The organism is Actibacterium sp. D185-2, from assembly GCF_054954595.1.
In genome coordinates this window covers 563,919-581,251 of record NZ_JBPWNX010000001.1, presented here as the reverse complement: position 1 = coordinate 581,251, position 17,333 = coordinate 563,919, and the positions used below count along the sequence as shown (strand labels likewise).

At 65.4% G+C, this 17,333-nt stretch carries 16 protein-coding genes; 9 read left to right on the top strand and 7 right to left on the bottom strand.

The genetic code is table 11. The features are described from left to right. Positions 1-52 precede the first annotated feature (52 nt). Together ACSR1C_RS02905 and ACSR1C_RS02900 are read right to left on the bottom strand one after the other, a co-directional pair. Positions 53-859, bottom strand: coding sequence for a ChaN family lipoprotein (locus ACSR1C_RS02905; protein WP_460257812.1), 807 nt, complete (start codon positions 857-859; stop codon positions 53-55). Between the two features lie 8 nt (positions 860-867). Next, the gene (locus tag ACSR1C_RS02900; protein ID WP_460257811.1) at positions 868-1,746 is read right to left on the bottom strand and encodes an RNA polymerase factor sigma-32; all 879 of its coding nucleotides are present in this window, start codon (positions 1,744-1,746) and stop codon (positions 868-870) included. Positions 1,747-2,098: 352 nt separating this feature from the next. On the opposite strand from ACSR1C_RS02900, the gene ACSR1C_RS02895 reads away from it, so the two are divergent. Together ACSR1C_RS02895 and ACSR1C_RS02890 are read left to right on the top strand one after the other, a co-directional pair. Then, positions 2,099-2,971: a glutathione S-transferase gene (locus tag ACSR1C_RS02895; RefSeq protein WP_460257810.1), complete on the top strand. Its 873-nt coding sequence runs from the start codon at positions 2,099-2,101 to the stop codon at positions 2,969-2,971. Positions 2,972-3,019: 48 nt separating this feature from the next. Then, positions 3,020-4,528 (top strand): YifB family Mg chelatase-like AAA ATPase, encoded by a 1,509-nt coding sequence (locus ACSR1C_RS02890; protein WP_460257809.1) that lies wholly within the window; start codon positions 3,020-3,022, stop codon positions 4,526-4,528. Here ACSR1C_RS02890 and ACSR1C_RS02885 read toward each other — a convergent pair. From ACSR1C_RS02885 to rsmI, 4 genes are all read right to left on the bottom strand, one after another. Continuing rightward, a complete protein-coding gene (locus ACSR1C_RS02885) occupies positions 4,525-5,457 on the bottom strand; it encodes an alpha/beta hydrolase (RefSeq protein WP_460257808.1) in 933 nt (310 codons plus the stop codon). The two genes, ACSR1C_RS02890 and ACSR1C_RS02885, sit on opposite strands and share 4 nt — an antisense overlap. Next, complete coding sequence (gshB, locus tag ACSR1C_RS02880; protein ID WP_460257807.1) at positions 5,454-6,398, bottom strand: glutathione synthase; 945 nt, start codon at positions 6,396-6,398, stop codon at positions 5,454-5,456. The genes ACSR1C_RS02885 and gshB overlap by 4 nt, the downstream gene beginning before the upstream one ends. Positions 6,399-6,466: 68 nt before the next feature. After that, positions 6,467-6,820, bottom strand: a complete 354-nt coding sequence (locus ACSR1C_RS02875; RefSeq protein WP_460257806.1) for a YraN family protein — start codon at positions 6,818-6,820, stop codon at positions 6,467-6,469. Continuing rightward, positions 6,817-7,677 (bottom strand): 16S rRNA (cytidine(1402)-2'-O)-methyltransferase, encoded by an 861-nt coding sequence (gene rsmI / locus ACSR1C_RS02870; protein WP_460257805.1) that lies wholly within the window; start codon positions 7,675-7,677, stop codon positions 6,817-6,819. The genes ACSR1C_RS02875 and rsmI overlap by 4 nt, the downstream gene beginning before the upstream one ends. 100 nt (positions 7,678-7,777) lie before the next feature. Between rsmI and ACSR1C_RS02865 the strand changes: the two genes are divergently transcribed. From ACSR1C_RS02865 to murJ, 3 genes are read left to right on the top strand one after another with little or no spacing between them, the layout of a single operon-like run. Beyond that, positions 7,778-8,956 carry a penicillin-binding protein activator gene (locus ACSR1C_RS02865; protein ID WP_460257804.1) on the top strand — a complete coding sequence of 393 codons (1,179 nt, stop codon included), beginning with the start codon at positions 7,778-7,780 and terminating at the stop codon, positions 8,954-8,956. After that, positions 8,916-11,732, top strand: coding sequence for a [protein-PII] uridylyltransferase (locus ACSR1C_RS02860; protein ID WP_460257803.1), 2,817 nt, complete (start codon positions 8,916-8,918; stop codon positions 11,730-11,732). Before ACSR1C_RS02865 ends, ACSR1C_RS02860 begins: the two co-directional genes overlap by 41 nt. Then, on the top strand, positions 11,732-13,273 hold the full coding sequence (gene murJ / locus ACSR1C_RS02855) for a murein biosynthesis integral membrane protein MurJ (RefSeq protein WP_460257802.1): 1,542 nt from the start codon (positions 11,732-11,734) through the stop codon (positions 13,271-13,273). Before ACSR1C_RS02860 ends, murJ begins: the two co-directional genes overlap by 1 nt. Here murJ and ACSR1C_RS02850 read toward each other — a convergent pair. Further along, complete coding sequence (locus ACSR1C_RS02850; protein WP_460257801.1) at positions 13,270-13,956, bottom strand: rhomboid family intramembrane serine protease; 687 nt, start codon at positions 13,954-13,956, stop codon at positions 13,270-13,272. The genes murJ and ACSR1C_RS02850 overlap by 4 nt on opposite strands. Before the next feature lie 76 nt (positions 13,957-14,032). Here ACSR1C_RS02850 and trpS point away from each other — a divergent pair, with 76 nt between their 5' ends. From trpS to ACSR1C_RS02830, 4 genes are all read left to right on the top strand, one after another. Then, complete coding sequence (gene trpS, locus ACSR1C_RS02845) at positions 14,033-15,058, top strand: tryptophan--tRNA ligase (RefSeq protein WP_460257800.1); 1,026 nt, start codon at positions 14,033-14,035, stop codon at positions 15,056-15,058. A 97-nt stretch (positions 15,059-15,155) separates the two neighbouring features. After that, positions 15,156-15,644: a VOC family protein gene (locus ACSR1C_RS02840; RefSeq protein WP_460257799.1), complete on the top strand. Its 489-nt coding sequence runs from the start codon at positions 15,156-15,158 to the stop codon at positions 15,642-15,644. Between the two features lie 282 nt (positions 15,645-15,926). Continuing rightward, complete coding sequence (locus ACSR1C_RS02835; RefSeq protein WP_460257798.1) at positions 15,927-16,790, top strand: branched-chain amino acid aminotransferase; 864 nt, start codon at positions 15,927-15,929, stop codon at positions 16,788-16,790. Positions 16,791-16,853: 63 nt separating this feature from the next. Continuing rightward, entirely contained in the window at positions 16,854-17,309 is a 456-nt protein-coding gene (locus tag ACSR1C_RS02830) for a universal stress protein (protein WP_460257797.1), read from the top strand. Positions 17,310-17,333: the final 24 nt, after the last annotated feature.

Here is a 17,333-nt window from a genome sequence, read left to right as displayed (position 1 = left end):
CCCCTTTCACGTCCCCGCCCCTGTCTAGGACGGCCCGGCGGGTGAGACAAGTTCAGTTGGTGGCGAAGCCCGCACAGGGGTCTTCGCGTTCGGCCGGGGCGGTCACCAGCCACAGATCGAACGGCGCGGGCTCTTCGGGCGGCTCTTCGAACTGCCCGACCGACAGCAGCGTGACCTCGGGCGCGGCCTGCGCCAGTGCCGCGGCCAGCCCCCAATCCCTGCGCGCATGGCCGTTGCCGGTGATCACGGCGACCGGGCCGCCGGTTTCCGCCAGCGCCTGTGCCACCGCGCGGGCCAGGGCGGCGTCGCGCAGGCGCTGCGCCTCGACCATTCCGGGCAGCATTTCGGGCGGCAGGGCATTGCAATGGGCGATCTGTTGCAGCTCTTCGCGGGCGGCCTGAACATCGTCGGGCAGCGCGGCGGCCAGCCCATAGGCCGCAGCACCGTCGCCGAACACCGCCGCGGCCCCCGCGCCGATGGCGCGGCGTACATCGCCGCGCGGCAGCGCGCCGCCATAAATCGGGGTGCCGGGGGCCGCGGTGAAGATCGGATAGTAGAAGGTGAAATCCGGCCAGCCGGACTCTTGCCAATGCAGCGCCTTGCCCAGCGCCGCCGCGTCGCCCATCAGATCGGGCGTCGCCCGTGCGGCAAGGCCGGGCGTCAGCATCTCGAACACCAGCGCCGCAGGATGCAGCGCCGCCACCGCGCGGGCCTGGTTTTCGTGGTGAATCGGGTTGTCGTGCACTTCGCCCAGCACGATCACATCGGCGGCGGGCAGATCGGTCAGCGCATCCGGCGCAATTTCACCGGCCCGGCCGGGCACAGCCGCGATGGCGGCGCAAACCGCAAATATGTGCATGAAATGCCTCACAAGAGGAACTCATGCACCTCCTTGCTTTGCGCTTCAAGGCTCTTGCGCATCTTGGCAAAGGCCGCCGCTTCCAACTGCCGCACCCGTTCCTTCGACAGGCCCAACTCGCCGCCCAGGCTTTCCAGCGTCCGGGGCACGTCGCGCAGCTTGCGTTCACGCACGATGAAACGCTCGCGCTCGTTCAGGAGCGACATCGCCTCGGCCAGCCAGCCGCGCAGCGCTTCGGCGTCGTGTTCCTGCGCCACCAACTCGGCCGCCTGCGCGCTGTCATCCTCCAGCGCTTCGATCCATTCGCGCCCCTCCTCGTCAGAGGATTGCGTGGCATTGAGCGAAAAGTCAGAGCCCGACAGCCGCCCCTCCATCATCTCGACATCGCCCAGCGAAACGCCGACCTCGGTCGCGATCATCTGGCGCAGTTGATACCCGTCCAGCGTTTCGCCGCGCGCGCTTGCCTCACGCTCCAGCCGGGCCTGCACCCGGCGCATGTTGAAGAACAGCGATTTCTGCGACGACGTGGACCCGGTGCGCACCATCGACCAGTTGCGCATCACATAGTCCTGGATCGAGGCCTTGATCCACCACACCGCATAGGTCGAAAACCGCACGCCGCGGTCGGGGTCGAACTTGTCGGCGGCTTTCATCAGGCCAAGGCTGGCCTCCTGGATCAGGTCGTTCATCGGCGCGCCATAGCGCCGGAACTTGCCCGCCATGGAAATGGCCAGCCGCATATAGGCGGTGATCAGGCGGTGCAGCGCCTGTTCGTCACGCTGATCGCGCCACGCATAGGCCAACTGCCGCTCCGTTTCCGCATCCAGCAGTTCGGCCTTCATCGCGCGGCGGGTGAAGGATTGATCGGGATATCCATCAAGTGCCATGGGCGCCCCCTTGGGTTGTTCGCGTCGGCGTCTTCATGGTGTAACTTCGCGCCTGTCTGTGAAAGATCAACATCGCAGGTTCACGAATAGTTGCACGGCATATGCCGAATATTGGCCAAACGGGTTCCACACATGGCGAATTTGCCCAAAATTCCGGCAAGAGCGCCATTGCAACCATTTGTTCTACAAAGGAAATTGAAATATTTTCAGCACTTTCGCTGAAACCTTAAGGCCCGGCGCGGAACATCTGCGCACAGTGGTTGTGCCCTGCCACACACGCATCACGAAGATTTATGCAGATGCGCACAAAACCTCATTTTGGAAATGGCGCGGGCCGACTTACCCTTCCGCCATGACATATGATCTTTTCCTTGGCGACAAAACCTATTCCAGCTGGTCGCTGCGCGGCTGGCTGATGTTCGAAAAATTCGGCCTTCCCGTCCGTGTCACGATGGTGGGGCTTTATTCCGGCAAAATGGCGCAGGATCTGGCGCCTCTGGCCCCGGCCCGTCTGGTGCCAGTCATCCGCACCCCGGAAGGCGATCCGCTGCAGGATACGCTGGCCATTGCCGAAACCCTGGCCGAGCGGCACCCGCAGGCCGGGCTGTGGCCCACAGACCCGTCGGCACGCATCCTGGCGCGCTGGCTGGCGGCGGAAATGCACTCGGGCTTTGGCGCATTGCGCAGCGACTGCCCGATGAATCTGGCACGCGCCTATGAGGGGTTTCAACCCGGGGACGCGGTGCTGGCCGATCTGGCGCGGATCGAGCAGCTTTGGTCCACCGCAGGCGACCGCTTCGGCGGCGCGGGGCCATGGCTGTTCGGCGCCTATTCGCTGGCCGATGTGTTTTATGCCCCCGTCGCGGCCCGGATCGCCGGGTACGGCCTGCCGGTCGGCGATGCGGCTGCCGCCTATGTCGCGGCGCATCTGGCCGATCCCGCCTTCCGGCGCTGGCGGGCCGAAGGGCTGACGAAATCCTATGACCCCGAACCCTATGCGATGGACCTGCCCCCGCGCGCCTGGCCCGGCCCCGTGCCGCTGCCGGCCCGCGCGGTGGCCAATGGCCCGTCGGAAAACGTCACCTGCCCCTATTCGGGCAAGCCGGTGACCCATTTCATGAATCTGGACGATCGGATTTTCGGTTTTTGTAACGCGTTTTGCCGCGACAAGACGGTAAATGACCCGGCAGCCTATCCCGCCTTCATGGAAATTTACCAATCGTAAACCTTCCCGCCGTAGCCGTTAACCAAGATGAAAGCGGAGGCGGCGGGAATGGTGTCACGGGCCTATACGGTGGCGTTCGAGGGGGTCGAGGCCCGGCTGGTCGAGGTGCAATGCGCCATCACCGCCGGCTTGCCCGCCTTTTCCATCGTCGGCCTGCCCGACAAGGCCGTCAGCGAAGCCCGCGACCGGGTGCGCGCCGCCCTGACCGCGATGGCGCTGGCGCTGCCCTCCAAACGCATCACCGTCAACCTGTCGCCCGCCGACCTGCCCAAAGAGGGCTCGCATTTCGACCTGCCGATTGCGCTGGCGCTGCTGGCCGCGCTGGATGTCATTCCGCGCGACGCGGTGGAACGCACCGTCGCCCTGGGCGAGATGTCGTTGGACGGATCACTGGTGCCGGTGATCGGCGCCCTGCCCGCCGCCATGGCCGCGGCCGAGGCCGACCGCGCCCTGCTGTGCCCGCACGCCTGCGGGGCCGAGGCCGCCTGGGTCGGTGGCACCCAGGTACTGGCCGCCGCCACGCTGGGCGACGTGGTGCGCCATTACACCGGACAGGCCCCCCTGCCCCCCGCCGATCCGGGCGAGGTGACGACCAGCCCCCAGGCCCGCGACCTGCGCGACGTGAAAGGCCAGGAACGCGCCAAGCGCGCGCTGGAAATCGCCGCCGCCGGGCGGCATCACATGCTGATGGTCGGCGCGCCGGGATCGGGCAAATCCATGCTGGCCGCCCGAATGCCCGGCATCCTGCCGCCCCTGACCCCGGCCGAGGCGCTGGAAACCTCGATGATCCATTCGCTGTCGGGTCTGCTGGACGAGGGCGGGATTTCGCGGACAAGGCCGTTCCGCGAACCACATCACACAGCCTCGATGGCGGCCATCGTCGGCGGCGGGCGCGGGGCCAAACCGGGCGAGATTTCGCTGGCCCATAACGGCGTTCTGTTCATGGACGAATTCCCCGAATTCTCCCGCGCCGTGCTGGAAACCTTGCGCCAGCCCATCGAGACCGGCGAGGTCGTGGTCGCCCGCGCCAACGCCCATATGCGCTATCCCTGCCGGTTCCTGCTGATGGCCGCCGCCAACCCCTGCAAATGCGGCTATCTGGCCGACGCCGCCCGCGCCTGCGCCCGCGTTCCCGCCTGCGGCGAGGATTATCTGGGCCGCATTTCCGGCCCTCTGATGGATCGGTTCGATCTGCGCATCGAGGTGCCGCCGGTGGCCTATACCGATCTTGACCTGCCCGAATCGGGTGACAACTCGGCACAGGTGGCCGCGCGCGTGGCGGGGGCGCGGGCCATACAGGCGGCGCGGTTCGCGGACCATGACGGGATGCGCTGCAATTCCGATGCCGAGGGTCGGCTGCTGGAACAGATCGCCACACCCGACGCCGAAGGCCGCGCATTGCTGGCAAAAGTGGCTGAACGGTTCGGCCTGTCCGCACGCGGCTATCATCGGGTGCTGCGCGTGGCCCGCACCATCGCCGATCTGGACGGATCGGACGGTGTGCACAAACCCCATGTGGCCGAGGCCGCCAGTTTCCGCCTGGCGGTGGGCGGTTAGCGGTTTTGCAGCCCCGCAGCGCCGAGCGCGCCCCGGATCTGCGCCCCCAGTTCCTTCAGCGTCGCGACCGCCTCGGGCAGCAGCCCGTGGAACATCGGCCAGACATGCGGCAGGCCCGGCTCGATATGGCTGACCACCCGCACCCCTTGCCCCGCCAGCAGGGTTTCCAGCGCCCGGGTGTCATCCAACAAAATCTCTGAATCGCTGGCCATCAAAACCACCGGCGCGGCCCCGCCAAAGCCCCCGAACAGGGGCGAGGCGCGCGGATCCTTCGGATCGGCCCCCTGCAGATAGCGTTCACGCACCTCGGGCATCCGCTCCCCAGGCAGCATGACATCGCTGCGCAGATTGGAGCGGTGCGAAGCGCCCGACAGGGTCATGTCGGTCAGCGGCGACCAGGCAAAGGTCATCAGCGGCTGATCCAGCCCTTCCCGACAAATCGCCGACAACAGCGACAGGACCAACCCGCCGCCGGCGCTGTCGCCGCCCAGAATGATCCGATCCCCGGCATAGCCCTGCGCAAGCAACCCCCGATAGGCCAGCATCGCGTCGTCGAATGCGGCGGGAAACGGATGTTCCGGCGCCAGGCGATAATCGACCAGACAGGCGGGCACCCCGGCGAAGTTCGACAGATGCGCCAGCATCGCGCTGTGGGTCCGGGCCGACCCCATGAAATAGCCGCCCCCGTGAAAATAGAGAATCGCGCAATCGTCGCGACAGCCCTGCCCCCGCGCCCACAGAACCGGCACCTGACGGCCCGGCGCGCACAGCTGACCCGGCGCGAATCGGGTGCCGCGCGGGGGCCGGAACCAGAACCGCGCCTTGCGCTCGAACGCCGCGCGCGCCGCCGCCGGGTCGGTTATGTTGGCCAGAAACCGCCGCTCGAACAGTGCAAGCCAGCGGTTCAGCACTGGACGCATCAGGCTCATAGCCCGCGCTTTGCCTCGATCACCTGCCAGATCTTCTCGGCCACATTGGTGCCGTCGAAGCGTTCCAGTTCCTGAATGCCTGTGGGCGAGGTCACGTTGATCTCGGTCAGATAGTCACCGATTACATCGATGCCGACGAATATCTGACCATGGTCGCGCAGCGTCGGGCCGATCGCCGCGCAGATTTCCAGATCGCGCGGGGTCAGGCCGATCTTTTCAGGCCGTCCGCCGACATGCATGTTCGACCGCGTCTCGCCCAGCGCGGGCACCCGGTTGATCGCGCCCACGGGGTCCCCGTTCACCAGAATGATCCGCTTGTCGCCGTTCGAGACATCGGGCAGGAATTTCTGCGCGATCAGCGGCTCGCGGCTGAGTCCGGTGAACATCTCGTGCAACGAAGCAAGGTTGCGATCGTTCGGATCCAGCCGGAACACCCCGGCTCCGCCATTGCCGTAAAGCGGCTTCAGGATGATATCGCCATGCGCATCCTTGAACTGCCGGATCGTCAACAGATCGCGGGCAATCAGGGTCGGCGGAATCAAATCGGGGAATCGCAGCACCAACAGCTTTTCCGGAAAATTGCGCACCCAGAACGGATCATTCACCACAAGGGTTCGCGGATGGATACGCTCCAGCAGATGGGTGGTGGTGATATAGCCCATGTCGAAGGGCGGATCCTGGCGCAGCCAGACCACATCCCAGTCTGCCAAATCCACGTCGACCTCTTCGCCCAGCGTGAAGTGGTCGCCTTTCACCCGGCGCACCTCCAGCGGCCACCCCCGGGCCATCACGCGACCGTCATTCCAGAACAATTTGTCTGGCGTGTAGTAAAACAACTGATGCCCGCGCTTCTGGGCCTCTTCGGCCAGACGGAACGTGCTGTCGGCATCGATATTGATCAGACCGATCGGGTCCATCTGAATGGCGATCTTAAGCGGCATGAGAACCCCTCCGAAGCTTCAGGGTTTACATGGCCCGCCACGCGCCCCGATGCAATGACGGTTTCACATCAGGCCGCGAATGCGTTTTCCAGAATCTCGATTTGCCCGTGCCCATTCACCAGCGCCACATCGAACCGCATATCCGTCAATTGCCCGCGCGGCTCACCGGCCACGAATTCCGATGCCGCAGTCATGATCCGCCCCATCTGGCGGCGTGACACCCGCGCCGCGGCACTGGCGAAAGAGCGGCTTTTTTTCACCTCGATAAAGATAAGGCCATCGCCATCCCGCGCGATCAGGTCGATCTCGCCGCCCACGCCACGCCAGCGGCGCCCGGCAATGGCCAGCCCACGGCGCTGATAATCGTGCGCCACACTGTCTTCGGCCACGCGCCCCGCATGATAGGAAACCACACCGCTCATGTTTCATCCTCCAGTTTCAGGGCCGCCTGATAGACCTGCCGCTTGGGCAGGTTCAGGGCCGCCGCCACATCCGCCGCCGCGTCCTTGACGGATTTTTCCGCCAGGGCCGCCCGCAGCGCATCCTCAAGCATCGCGTCATCCGCGACTGCGGCACCGGCACGATCCACCAGAACCACAACTTCGCCTTTTACCGTGCGATCGGCAAAGGCCGCCTCCAGTTCGGCAAGGGAGCCGCGCGCCACCTCTTCGAACCGTTTTGTCAGTTCCCGGCAAACCACAGCTTCCCGCTCGCCTCCGAAGCTTTGCACAAGATCCCCTAACAATCCCTGAACACGTCTGGGTGATTCATAAAGCACCAGCGTCGCACCGATTCCGGCAAGATCTGCCAGCCATTTGCGCCGCGCGCTGCCGGTTGATGGCGGAAAACCCGCGAACAGAAACCTGTCGCTGGGCAGTCCCGAAATGGTCAGCGCCGCCAGCAGCGCCGAGGGGCCGGGCGCCGCCGTCACCGGCAGATCGGCCTCGATCACCGCACGGCCAAGCTGATAGCCGGGGTCGGCCACCAGCGGCGTGCCCGCCTCGCTGGCATAGGCCACCGATTTTCCGTCCGTGATCATCTGCACGATCTTCTGGCGCATCGCGGGGCCACTGTGGTCGTGATAGGCGACAACCGGCCGGTCGCCCAATGCGATCCCGTGCAGGCGCATCAGGTGTTTCGCCGTACGGGTATCCTCGGCCGCGATCACATCTGCCGAGGCCAGGATATCGAGCGCGCGCAACGTGATATCGCGTGCGGCCCCAATGGGCGTCGCGACGAAATACAGGCCGGGCGAAAGGGGGGCTATCTCTATTTTCACGGGTGGTGGCAAGCCTTCTCTGACGTTTACTTGGGGCGCCGGAACGCTTAGGCTCCGGGCCAATAGCGGGCCCCGGTCCGGAAGTTCAGGAGGTTTCGCCATGTTCGCCGTTTTCAGGACCGCACGCAAGCCGATCCAAGGGCTGTGCCTGGCCCTTGCGGCTTTGGCCATGCTGGCCGCCTGCCAGCCGATCACCACCGCGGGCGGCGGCCCCAGAATCAACACCGACGCGCCTGTGCCGGTCGCGCTGCTGGTGCCTGGCGGGTCGGGTCAGGCGGGCGACGATGCACTGGCCAGAAACCTGGAAAATGCCGCGCGGCTGGCAATCGCGGATCTGGACGGGGTGCAGATCGACCTGCGGGTCTACAACACCGCCGGCAATGCCGGTCAGGCCGCATCCGCCGCCACACGGGCCGTGAACGAGGGCGCCAAGATCATCCTTGGCCCGGTCTATGCCCAATCCGCGAATGCCGTCGGCGTCGCCGTGGCCGGGCGCAACGTCAATGTGCTGAGCTTCTCGAACAACCCCGAAATCGCCGGCGGCAACGTCTTCGTGCTGGGCCCGACCTTTGACAACACCGCCAGCCGGCTGGTGCGCTATGCCGCCGCACAGGGCCGCCCGAACATCATGATCGTGCGCGATCAGACCGTGGCGGGCGAGGCCGGGGCCCAGGCCATCCGCACGGCCGTCGCCCGCAGCGGCGCCAATCTGGTCGGCGAAGCCTCCTATGAATTTTCGCAAAACGGGGTCGTTCAGGCCGTGCCGACCATCGCCGCCACGGCACAGGGCTCTGGCGCCCAGGCCCTGTTCCTGACCGCCGACACCGCCGGTGCGCTGCCGCTTCTGGCGCAGCTTTTGCCGGAAAACGGGGTGGACCCGTCTGTTGTCAAGTTCGTTGGCCTGACCCGCTGGGACATTCCGCCCGCCACCCTGGCACTGCCCGGGGTTCAGGGCGGCTGGTTCGCACTGCCCGACCCCAATCTGAATCAGAATTTCCGGTCCCGCTATCAAGCCGCCTTCGGTACATCGCCGCACCCGATCGCGGGCCTGTCCTATGACGGGATCGCGGCGATCGGCGCGCTGGTCAAGCAAGGCCAGTCCAATGCGTTGACCGCATCCGCCCTGACCCAGGGCGCAGGCTTTGTCGGCGTCAACGGTGTCTTCCGTCTTCTTCCCGACGGCACAAACGAGCGCGGCCTTGCCGTCGCTGAAATCCGCAACAATCAGGTGGTTGTGATTGACCCTGCCCCAAGAAGCTTCGGTGGCGCCGGTTTCTGACCCGGCCCGCCCCGAACCGATACAGACTGAAGCGGGCGGGTTGATCCTGCCGGCCAATGCTATTTTCAACCAGGCCGCGTTCGACCGGGCGCTGGCCGATGCACTGACGACAGAGACCGCCCCGCCGGGCATCCGCGCGGCAACCGTGCGGCTGCTGCAGGAGGCGCGCAAGGCCGGCGATGCCGCCATCGCCGCCGCCTTCGCGGCCGAACCTCTGGCCGCGCGTCAGGTCGTGCGCTCCTATGCCTATCTGACCGATTGCATCGTGCGCGCCGTACTGGACGTGGCCACCACCACCCTGCATCCGCTGCAAAACCCGACCGAGGGCGAGCGCATCGCGGTCATTGCCGTCGGCGGCTATGGCCGGGCGGAAATGGCGCCCCATTCCGATGTCGATCTGCTGTTCCTGACCCCCTACAAAATCACCCCCTGGGCCGAAAGCGTCATCGAATCGATGCTTTACATGCTGTGGGATCTGCATCTGAAGGTCGGCCATTCCAGCCGCACCGTGAAGGATTGCATCCGCCTGGGCCGCGAGGATTACACCATTCGCACCGCCCTGCTGGAACATCGCTTTCTGGCCGGGCACGCGCCCCTGGCCGACGAGTTGAAACAACGGCTTTGGGATGATCTGTTCAGCTCGACCGCATCGGATTTCGTCGAGGCAAAGCTGGCCGAACGGTCGGAACGACACCGCAAGCAGGGCGGCCAGCGCTATGTGCTGGAACCCAATGTCAAAGAGGGCAAGGGCGGGCTGCGCGATCTGCAATCGCTGTTCTGGATCGCGAAATACGTGCACCAGGTCGAAAACACCGCCGCGCTGGTCGACCTGGGTGTATTCACCCCCGACGAGTTGCGCGATTTCGCGCTGGCGGAGAATTTCCTGTGGGCGGTGCGCTGTCACCTGCACCTGATCGCGGGCCGGGCGATGGATCAGCTGACCTTCGACATGCAGGTCGAGGTGGCAGAGCGCCTGGGTTATACCGACCATGGCGGGCGCCGCGCGGTCGAGCATTTCATGCAGGACTACTTCCGCCACGCCACCCATGTGGGCGAGTTGACGCGCATCTTCCTGACCGCGATGGAAGCCCGCCATGTGAAAAGCGAACCGATGCTGACCGGCCTGTTCCGGCGCCGCAAGAAGGCGAAGGCGGGGTATGAAATCGTCCAGAACCGCCTGAGCGTGGCCGACGAGGCCACATTCTTCGACGATCGGCTGAATATCCTGCGCATCTTCGAAGAAGCGCTGCGCACCGGCACGCTGATCCATCCGAACGCCATGCGGCTGATCTCGGCCAATCTGCATCTGATCGACGACGACATGCGCAACGACAAGGAAGCGCAGCGCATCTTCCTTGACCTGCTGCTGAAACACGGCAACCCCGAACGGGCGCTGCGCCGGATGAACGAGCTGGGCGCGCTGGCCGCCTTCATCCCGGAATTCGAGCCGATCCTGGCGATGATGCAGTTCAACGTCTATCACCACTACACGGTGGACGAACACACGATCCAGTGCATATCGGTTCTGGCGCAGCTTGAGCGGGACGAACTGATAGAACCGCTGCCCGTGGTCAGCCGCATCCTGAAGGAAGGCGTCAATCGCAAGGTGCTGTATGTGGCGCTGCTGCTGCATGACATCGGCAAGGGCCGGCCCGAGGATCACTCGATCCTCGGTGCGCAGATCGCGCGCAAGGTCGCGCCGCGACTGGGGTTGAAACCCGATGAATGCGAAACCGTGGAATGGCTGGTCCGCTATCATCTGCTGATGTCGGACACGGCGCAAAAACGCGATATTTCCGATCCGCGCACCGTGCGCGATTTCGCCAAACTGGTGAAGACGCGCAAGCGGCTGGATCTGCTGACCGTGCTGACGGTCTGCGACATTCGCGGCGTCGGACCCGGTGTGTGGAATAACTGGAAGGCCCAGCTTTTGCGCGGGCTGTACCGGCAGACCGCCAGCGCGCTGGAAAGCGGGCTGGAAGCGCTCAATCGCGAAACCCGCGAGACCGAGGCCAAGAAGGCGCTGCGCGAGGCGCTGGCCGATTGGGACAAGAAGGATCTGCGCACCGAAACCGCGCGCCATTACGGCCCCTACTGGCAGGGGCTGCAAACCGACACCCATGTCATTTTCGCCGGGCTGCTGCGCGAAATTTCAAACGATGAAATCCGCATCGACCTGAAACCGGACGAAGGCCGCGACGCCACCCGCGCCTGTTTCGCGCTGGCCGATCACCACGGCATCTTCTCGCGCCTTGCCGGGGCGCTGGCCCTGGTGGGGGCGAATGTGGTCGATGCGCGCACCTATACCTCGTCCGATGGCTATGCCACCGCGGTGTTCTGGGTCCAGGACGCCGAAGGCGCGCCCTATGAGGCCAGCCGCCTGCCCCGCCTGCGCCAGATGATCAAGAAGACTCTGGCGGGCGAAGTGGTGCCGCGCGACAAGCTGGCCGACCGCGACAAGCTGTCGAAACGCGAGCGTGGCTTTCAGTTTCCGACCGCCATCGCCTTCGACAATTCCGGCTCCGAGATTTACACGATCATCGAGGTCGACACCCGCGACCGGCCCGGCCTGCTGTTCGATCTGACCCGGGTCCTGGCGGATGCGAATATTTCCATTGCCTCGGCGATGATTGCGACGTACGGCGCACAGGTGGTCGACACGTTCTATGTGAAGGATCTGTTCGGGTTGAAACTCTATTCCCACAGCCGTCAGAAAAGCCTGGAAAAGAAGCTGCGCGCGGCGATCGAGGCTGGCGCGGAACGGGCGCGCGCCTGATGCAACCGATCCGTCTGGTGTCAGGCTTTCTGACCGTGGGCATGTGGACCCTTCTCAGCCGGGTGCTGGGGTTCGTGCGCGACATCCTGATCGCGGCCTATCTGGGTTCGGGCCCGGTGGCCGAGGCATTCCTGATCGCCTTTTCCCTGCCCAACATGTTCCGCCGCTTCTTTGCCGAAGGCGCGTTCAACATGGCCTTCGTGCCGATGTTTTCCAAAAAGCTGGAAGGCGGCGAGGATGCGACCGGCTTCGCGCGCGACGCCTTCACCGGGCTGGCCAGCATCCTGATCGTCTTTACCCTGCTGGCGCAGTTGTTCATGCCCTGGCTGGTGCTGGCCATGGCGTCGGGGTTTCTGGCTGACGAGCGGTTCGATCTGGCGGTGACCTTCGGGCGGATCGCGTTCCCCTATATCCTGTTCATCTCGCTGGCGGCGCTGCTGTCGGGGGTGCTGAATTCGGTCGGGCGCTTCGTGGCCGCCGCCGCCGCGCCGGTGCTGCTGAACATCCTCTTTATCTCGGCGATGACCGTGGCCAGCTTCGCGGGCTGGCCGATCGGCGACACGCTGGCCTGGACGGTTCCGGTGGCGGGGCTGGCGCAGATGGCGCTGGTCTGGGTGGCCGCGTCGCGCGCCGGGTTCCGCCTGACCCTGCGCCGCCCGCGCATGACGCCCGAGCTGAAACGGCTGGCGATCATCGCGGGCCCCGCCGCGCTGGCCGGGGGCGTGGTACAGGTGAACCTGCTGGTCGGGCGTCAGGTGGCCAGCTTTTTCGACGGCGCGATTGCCTGGCTGAACTATGCCGACCGGCTGTATCAGCTGCCGCTGGGCGTGGTCGGCATCGCCATCGGCGTGGTGCTGCTGCCCGATCTGTCGCGCCGCCTGCGGGCGGGCGACACGGCGGGCGGCCGCGATGCGTTCAACCGCGCGGGCGAACTGTCGCTGGCGCTGACAATCCCGGCGGCGGTGGCGCTGATCGCCATTCCCGGCGCGCTGATCGGTGTGCTGTTTCAGCGTGGCGCGTTTGACGCCAGCGATACGGCTGCCACGGCGGCGGCGGTCGCGATCTATGGGCTGGGCCTGCCTGCCTTTGTGATCCAGAAGGTGTTGCAGCCGCTGTTCTTCGCACGCGAAGACACACGCCGGCCGTTCTATTACGCGCTGATCTCGCTGGTGGTGAATGTGGCCGTGGCCGTGGGGCTGGCGCCGATGATCGGCTATCTGGCGGCGGCCTGCGGCACCACGGTGGCGTCCTGGGCGATGGTGGCTGTGCTCTGGCGTGGTTCGCGCCGGATGGGCGACGCGGCGGTGCTGGATGACCGCTTCAAGCGGCGAATCGTGCGGATCATCGCAACCTCGGCCCTGATGGGTGTGCTGCTGTACGGCGCGGCGGGTGTGCTGGCGCCGTGGCTGTCGGCGGGGCGGATACGCTATCTGGCGCTGATGCTGCTGGTGGTCTTCGGAATGGTCAGCTATTTCGGCCTGGGCCACCTGCTCGGCGCGTTTCGCCTGTCGGAATTCCGCCGGGCGATGCGCCGGGGCTAACGGCGCCTGATCCGCGCCCGCACCCGGCCCCAGCCGCCGGGACTGACCACGAAGGACAGCACAAACCCGGTGGCAAACCCCGCGACATCGGCCAGCCAGTCGTTGCTACCGCCGAACAGCACCCGGAACAAAAGCTGGATCCCCAGCAGGAACCCGATCAGCATGAAGGCGCGATACTGATTGTCGCCCCGCGCCGCCAGATTGACCCACAGCAAAAAGGTGAACGCGCCAATCAGCCCGTAAACCGCCGGATAGCCGCCGACCAGCGGATGCGGATCGTTCAGGATCAGCCCATAGGCCACCGCGCCCGCAATCGCCGATACCGCAAAGATCAACACCACGGCGGCGGTGGAAAACACCTCGCCCACCATCTTGCCCAGCGCCAGGATGAACACGATGACAAAGATCGTCTGCGTAAAACTGTAATTGATGAAGGCATAGCTGAGAAGGCGCAGCAGCCCGCCGGCGGTGACATCGCCGGTGGCCAGCATCCGGTCAAACAGGACGTTGAAGAAACCGTAATCCTCGATCGCGCCGGTGCGCCAGCCCAGCGCCGCCGGGCCGCCGATCAGCCCGCGCGCGCCGGCGCTCAGGATCAGCTCGACCGCCGCGATGGGCAATGCCAGCAGCCACACCACCGGCGGCAGCGGATTGATCGGCGGGGCGTTGGGATCCTGGGTCATATGGGGCCTCTGGTTGACGGGCTTTCCCCGCATGGGTAAGCGAGCAGGACATGGAATTCCAGACGGAGAACGCATCATGACGGAGGTGGTCCACACACCGCGCGTCTTTTCAGGCATCCAGCCCTCGGGCGGCCTGACCCTTGGCAACTATCTGGGCGCGCTCAAACGCTTTGCCCAGACCCAGGATGCAGGGGGCGCGCAGACGATCTATTGCATGGTCGATCTGCACGCGATCACCGTCTGGCAGGATCCCGACAAGCTGCGCCGCGCTACGCGCGAGCTGTGCGCGGGCTTCATCGCCAGCGGCGTCGATCCGGAAAAATCCATCCTGTTCAACCAAAGCCAGGTGCCCGAGCACGCGCAACTGGCCTGGATCTTCAACTGCGTCGCGCGCATGGGCTGGATGAAGCGGATGACCCAGTTCAAGGACAAGGCCGGCAAGAATGCCGAGAATTCCTCGCTGGGCCTCTTTGCCTATCCGGCGCTGATGGCCGCCGACATTCTGCTGTATCACGCCACCCACGTTCCGGTGGGCGAGGATCAAAAACAGCATGTCGAGCTGACCCGCGACATCGCGATCAAGTTCAACAACGATTACGGTGTCAATTTCTTCCCCATCCCCGAGCCGGTGATCGAAGGCGCGGGCACGCGGGTGATGAGCCTGCGCGACGGGTCCAAGAAAATGTCGAAATCCGATCCCTCGGATATGTCGCGGATCAACCTGACCGACGATGCCGACACGATCGCCAAGAAGATCCGCAAGGCCAAAACCGACCCCGAACCGCTGCCCGACAGCATCGAGGGGCTGGAAGGCCGCCCCGAGGCGCGCAATCTGGTCAACATCTACGCGGCCCTTGCCGACACCACCCCCGCAGCCGTGATCGCCGACCATGCGGGGCAGCAGTTCGGCACGTTCAAGCCCTCGCTCGCCGATCTGGCGGTGGCCAAGCTGGCGCCGATTTCCGGCGAAATGGCCCGGCTGATGCAGGACCCGACCGAGATCGACCGCATCCTGGGCCGCGGCGCCGAACGCGCGCAGGAGATTGCCGCCCCGATTCTGGAGCGGACCTATGATATCGTCGGGATGGTGCGGTCGCGGTAACACCCCCTGTATTTCTGCACAAAACCCCTGCATTCGCGGGGGTTTTGTCATTCTTCGCACCGGGTATCTTTGGCGGCAACGCTATAGGAGCCCGCCAATGATCACCCCCGTCCACCCCGCTGCCCGCATCGGGCATGTGCATCTGAAAGTCGCCGACCTGGACCGCGCCATCGGCTTTTACGCCGGCGTTCTGGGCTTTGAGCTGCAGCAACGGTACGGCAGCCAGGCCGCCTTTCTGTCCGCCGGCGGCTATCACCACCATATCGGCCTGAACACCTGGGAAAGCCGGGGCGGCACCCCGCCGCCGCCGGGGCATTCCGGCCTGTATCACACCGCGTTCCTGTATCCCGACCGGGCCGAACTGGCCGATGCGCTGGCCCGGGTCATGGCCGCGAATATCCCGCTGGACGGCGCCGCCGATCACGGGGTGAGCGAGGCGATCTATCTGCGCGATCCCGACGGAAACGGGGTCGAGCTGTACCGCGACCGTGCGCCGCAGGACTGGCCGCGAACCGCCGACGGCGCGCTGGCCATGCGCAACGCACCGCTTGACCTTGCGGCACTTCTGGCCGAACGGCGCATCTAGCGTCACGAAACCGTTTCACAAGCGTCACCAAAAGGATTCGGGGCCCTCATACGCTCTGTCTTGCCCGGTCGTACGTCCAACGGCCTGCCCGGGGGCTGCCTCTCGTCATCCCCAAGAGCGGTCGGAGTTTCTTCGGCCCACCCCCCGGCCTATCCGGCTGCTCTGCGGTTACCCCACCCCGAGCGCCAGCGCCCCCAGCCCTGCCGCTGGGGGCGTTTCGCCTCAGGGGGGTGGTGCGGCCCGGTTGCCTCGGCTACCGTGCGCCCAACATCGGAGGACGAGATGGCGACCGGCACAAATATCCGCACGTATTTCAACGGCACATGGCATGACGGCGATCTGCCGGTGATGAAGGCCGCCGATCACGGCAGCTGGCTTGGCACCACCGTCTTTGACGGCGCGCGCTATTTCGAAGGCATAGCGCCCGATCTGATGGCCCATTGCGCCCGTGTCAATCGCTCGGCCGAGGCACTGATGATCACGCCCACCGTCAGCACAGAGGATATGTATCAGATCGTGTGGGAAGGGCTGAACGCCTATGCCGGCACACCCGCCGTCTATATCCGACCGATGTATTGGGCACTGGACGGCGGCCATGCCGGCATCATGCCGAAGCCCGACGCCACCGGCTTTGCCATCTGTCTGGAAGAAATCCCGATGGCCCCGCCCAGCGCAGGCACCACGCTGACCACCACCCGGTTCCGCCGTCCGGTGATGGAGGATGCGGTGATCAACGCCAAGGCCGGGTGCCTTTACCCCAACAACGCCCGGATGCTGGCCGAGGCCCGCGCCAAGGGCTTTGGCAATGCGCTGGTCGCCGACGCCCTGGGCAATGTCGCCGAAAGCGCCAGCGCCAATGTGTTCATGGTCCGCGACGGCGAGGTCTTCACCCCCGTCGCCAACGGCACCTTTCTGGCCGGCATCACCCGCGCGCGCCATATCGACAATCTGGCCGCCGACGGGATCAAGGTGCATCAAACCGTGCTGACCTTCGACGATTTCCATCAGGCCGACGAGGTGTTCCTGTCAGGCAACATGTCGAAGGTCACGCCGGTCACCGCCTTCGACGAGACCAACTATCAGATCGGCCCGATGACCCGCCGGGTGCGCGACCTTTACTGGGACTGGGCGCATTCGACCAAGTGACGCCACACTTGCAACGGATCGGGCCTGCCGCCAAGATCGGCCACGACAAGGGGGGCGCCCAAGATGCGTAAGTTTCTGGTTGTGCTGGATGACAGCCGCGAATGCCTGAACGCGATGCGGTTCGCCGCGATGCGCGCCGAGAATACCGGCGGCGGCGTGCTGATCCTGTCGATCATCCCGCCGGAAGAATTCAATCACTGGATCGGCGTGGCGGATATCATGCGCGAAGAGGCCCGCGAGCGGATCGAGGCGCATTTCGAGGTTTTCGCCAAGTGGATGCGCGACAAGCACAAGATCGAGCCCGAACTGGTGATCCGCGAAGGCGTGCCGGTAGAGGAGATCCTGGCGCAGGTGCGTGAAGACCCCGCTATCGGCGTGCTGGTGCTGGGTGCGGGCAGTGGCAAAAAGGGGCCGGGGCCGCTGGTGTCGCAACTGACGAAAAGTGCGGGGTCGCTGCCGATTCCGATGACCATCGTGCCCGGCGAACTGTCGAAAGAGCGGCTGGAGGCGGTGACCTGACCGGGCCCGCCCCCGCTTTATCCG

Coding starts and splice junctions, on each gene's coding strand:
- ACSR1C_RS02905 (WP_460257812.1), bottom strand. CDS start 859: ATGCACATATTTGCGGTTTGCGCCGCCATCGCGGCTGTGCCCGGCCGG.
- ACSR1C_RS02900 (WP_460257811.1), bottom strand. CDS start 1,746: ATGGCACTTGATGGATATCCCGATCAATCCTTCACCCGCCGCGCGATG.
- ACSR1C_RS02895 (WP_460257810.1), top strand. CDS start 2,099: ATGACATATGATCTTTTCCTTGGCGACAAAACCTATTCCAGCTGGTCG.
- ACSR1C_RS02890 (WP_460257809.1), top strand. CDS start 3,020: ATGGTGTCACGGGCCTATACGGTGGCGTTCGAGGGGGTCGAGGCCCGG.
- ACSR1C_RS02885 (WP_460257808.1), bottom strand. CDS start 5,457: ATGAGCCTGATGCGTCCAGTGCTGAACCGCTGGCTTGCACTGTTCGAG.
- gshB (WP_460257807.1), bottom strand. CDS start 6,398: ATGCCGCTTAAGATCGCCATTCAGATGGACCCGATCGGTCTGATCAAT.
- ACSR1C_RS02875 (WP_460257806.1), bottom strand. CDS start 6,820: ATGAGCGGTGTGGTTTCCTATCATGCGGGGCGCGTGGCCGAAGACAGT.
- ACSR1C_RS02865 (WP_460257804.1), top strand. CDS start 7,778: ATGTTCGCCGTTTTCAGGACCGCACGCAAGCCGATCCAAGGGCTGTGC.
- murJ (WP_460257802.1), top strand. CDS start 11,732: ATGCAACCGATCCGTCTGGTGTCAGGCTTTCTGACCGTGGGCATGTGG.
- ACSR1C_RS02850 (WP_460257801.1), bottom strand. CDS start 13,956: ATGACCCAGGATCCCAACGCCCCGCCGATCAATCCGCTGCCGCCGGTG.
- trpS (WP_460257800.1), top strand. CDS start 14,033: ATGACGGAGGTGGTCCACACACCGCGCGTCTTTTCAGGCATCCAGCCC.
- ACSR1C_RS02840 (WP_460257799.1), top strand. CDS start 15,156: ATGATCACCCCCGTCCACCCCGCTGCCCGCATCGGGCATGTGCATCTG.
- ACSR1C_RS02835 (WP_460257798.1), top strand. CDS start 15,927: ATGGCGACCGGCACAAATATCCGCACGTATTTCAACGGCACATGGCAT.
- ACSR1C_RS02830 (WP_460257797.1), top strand. CDS start 16,854: ATGCGTAAGTTTCTGGTTGTGCTGGATGACAGCCGCGAATGCCTGAAC.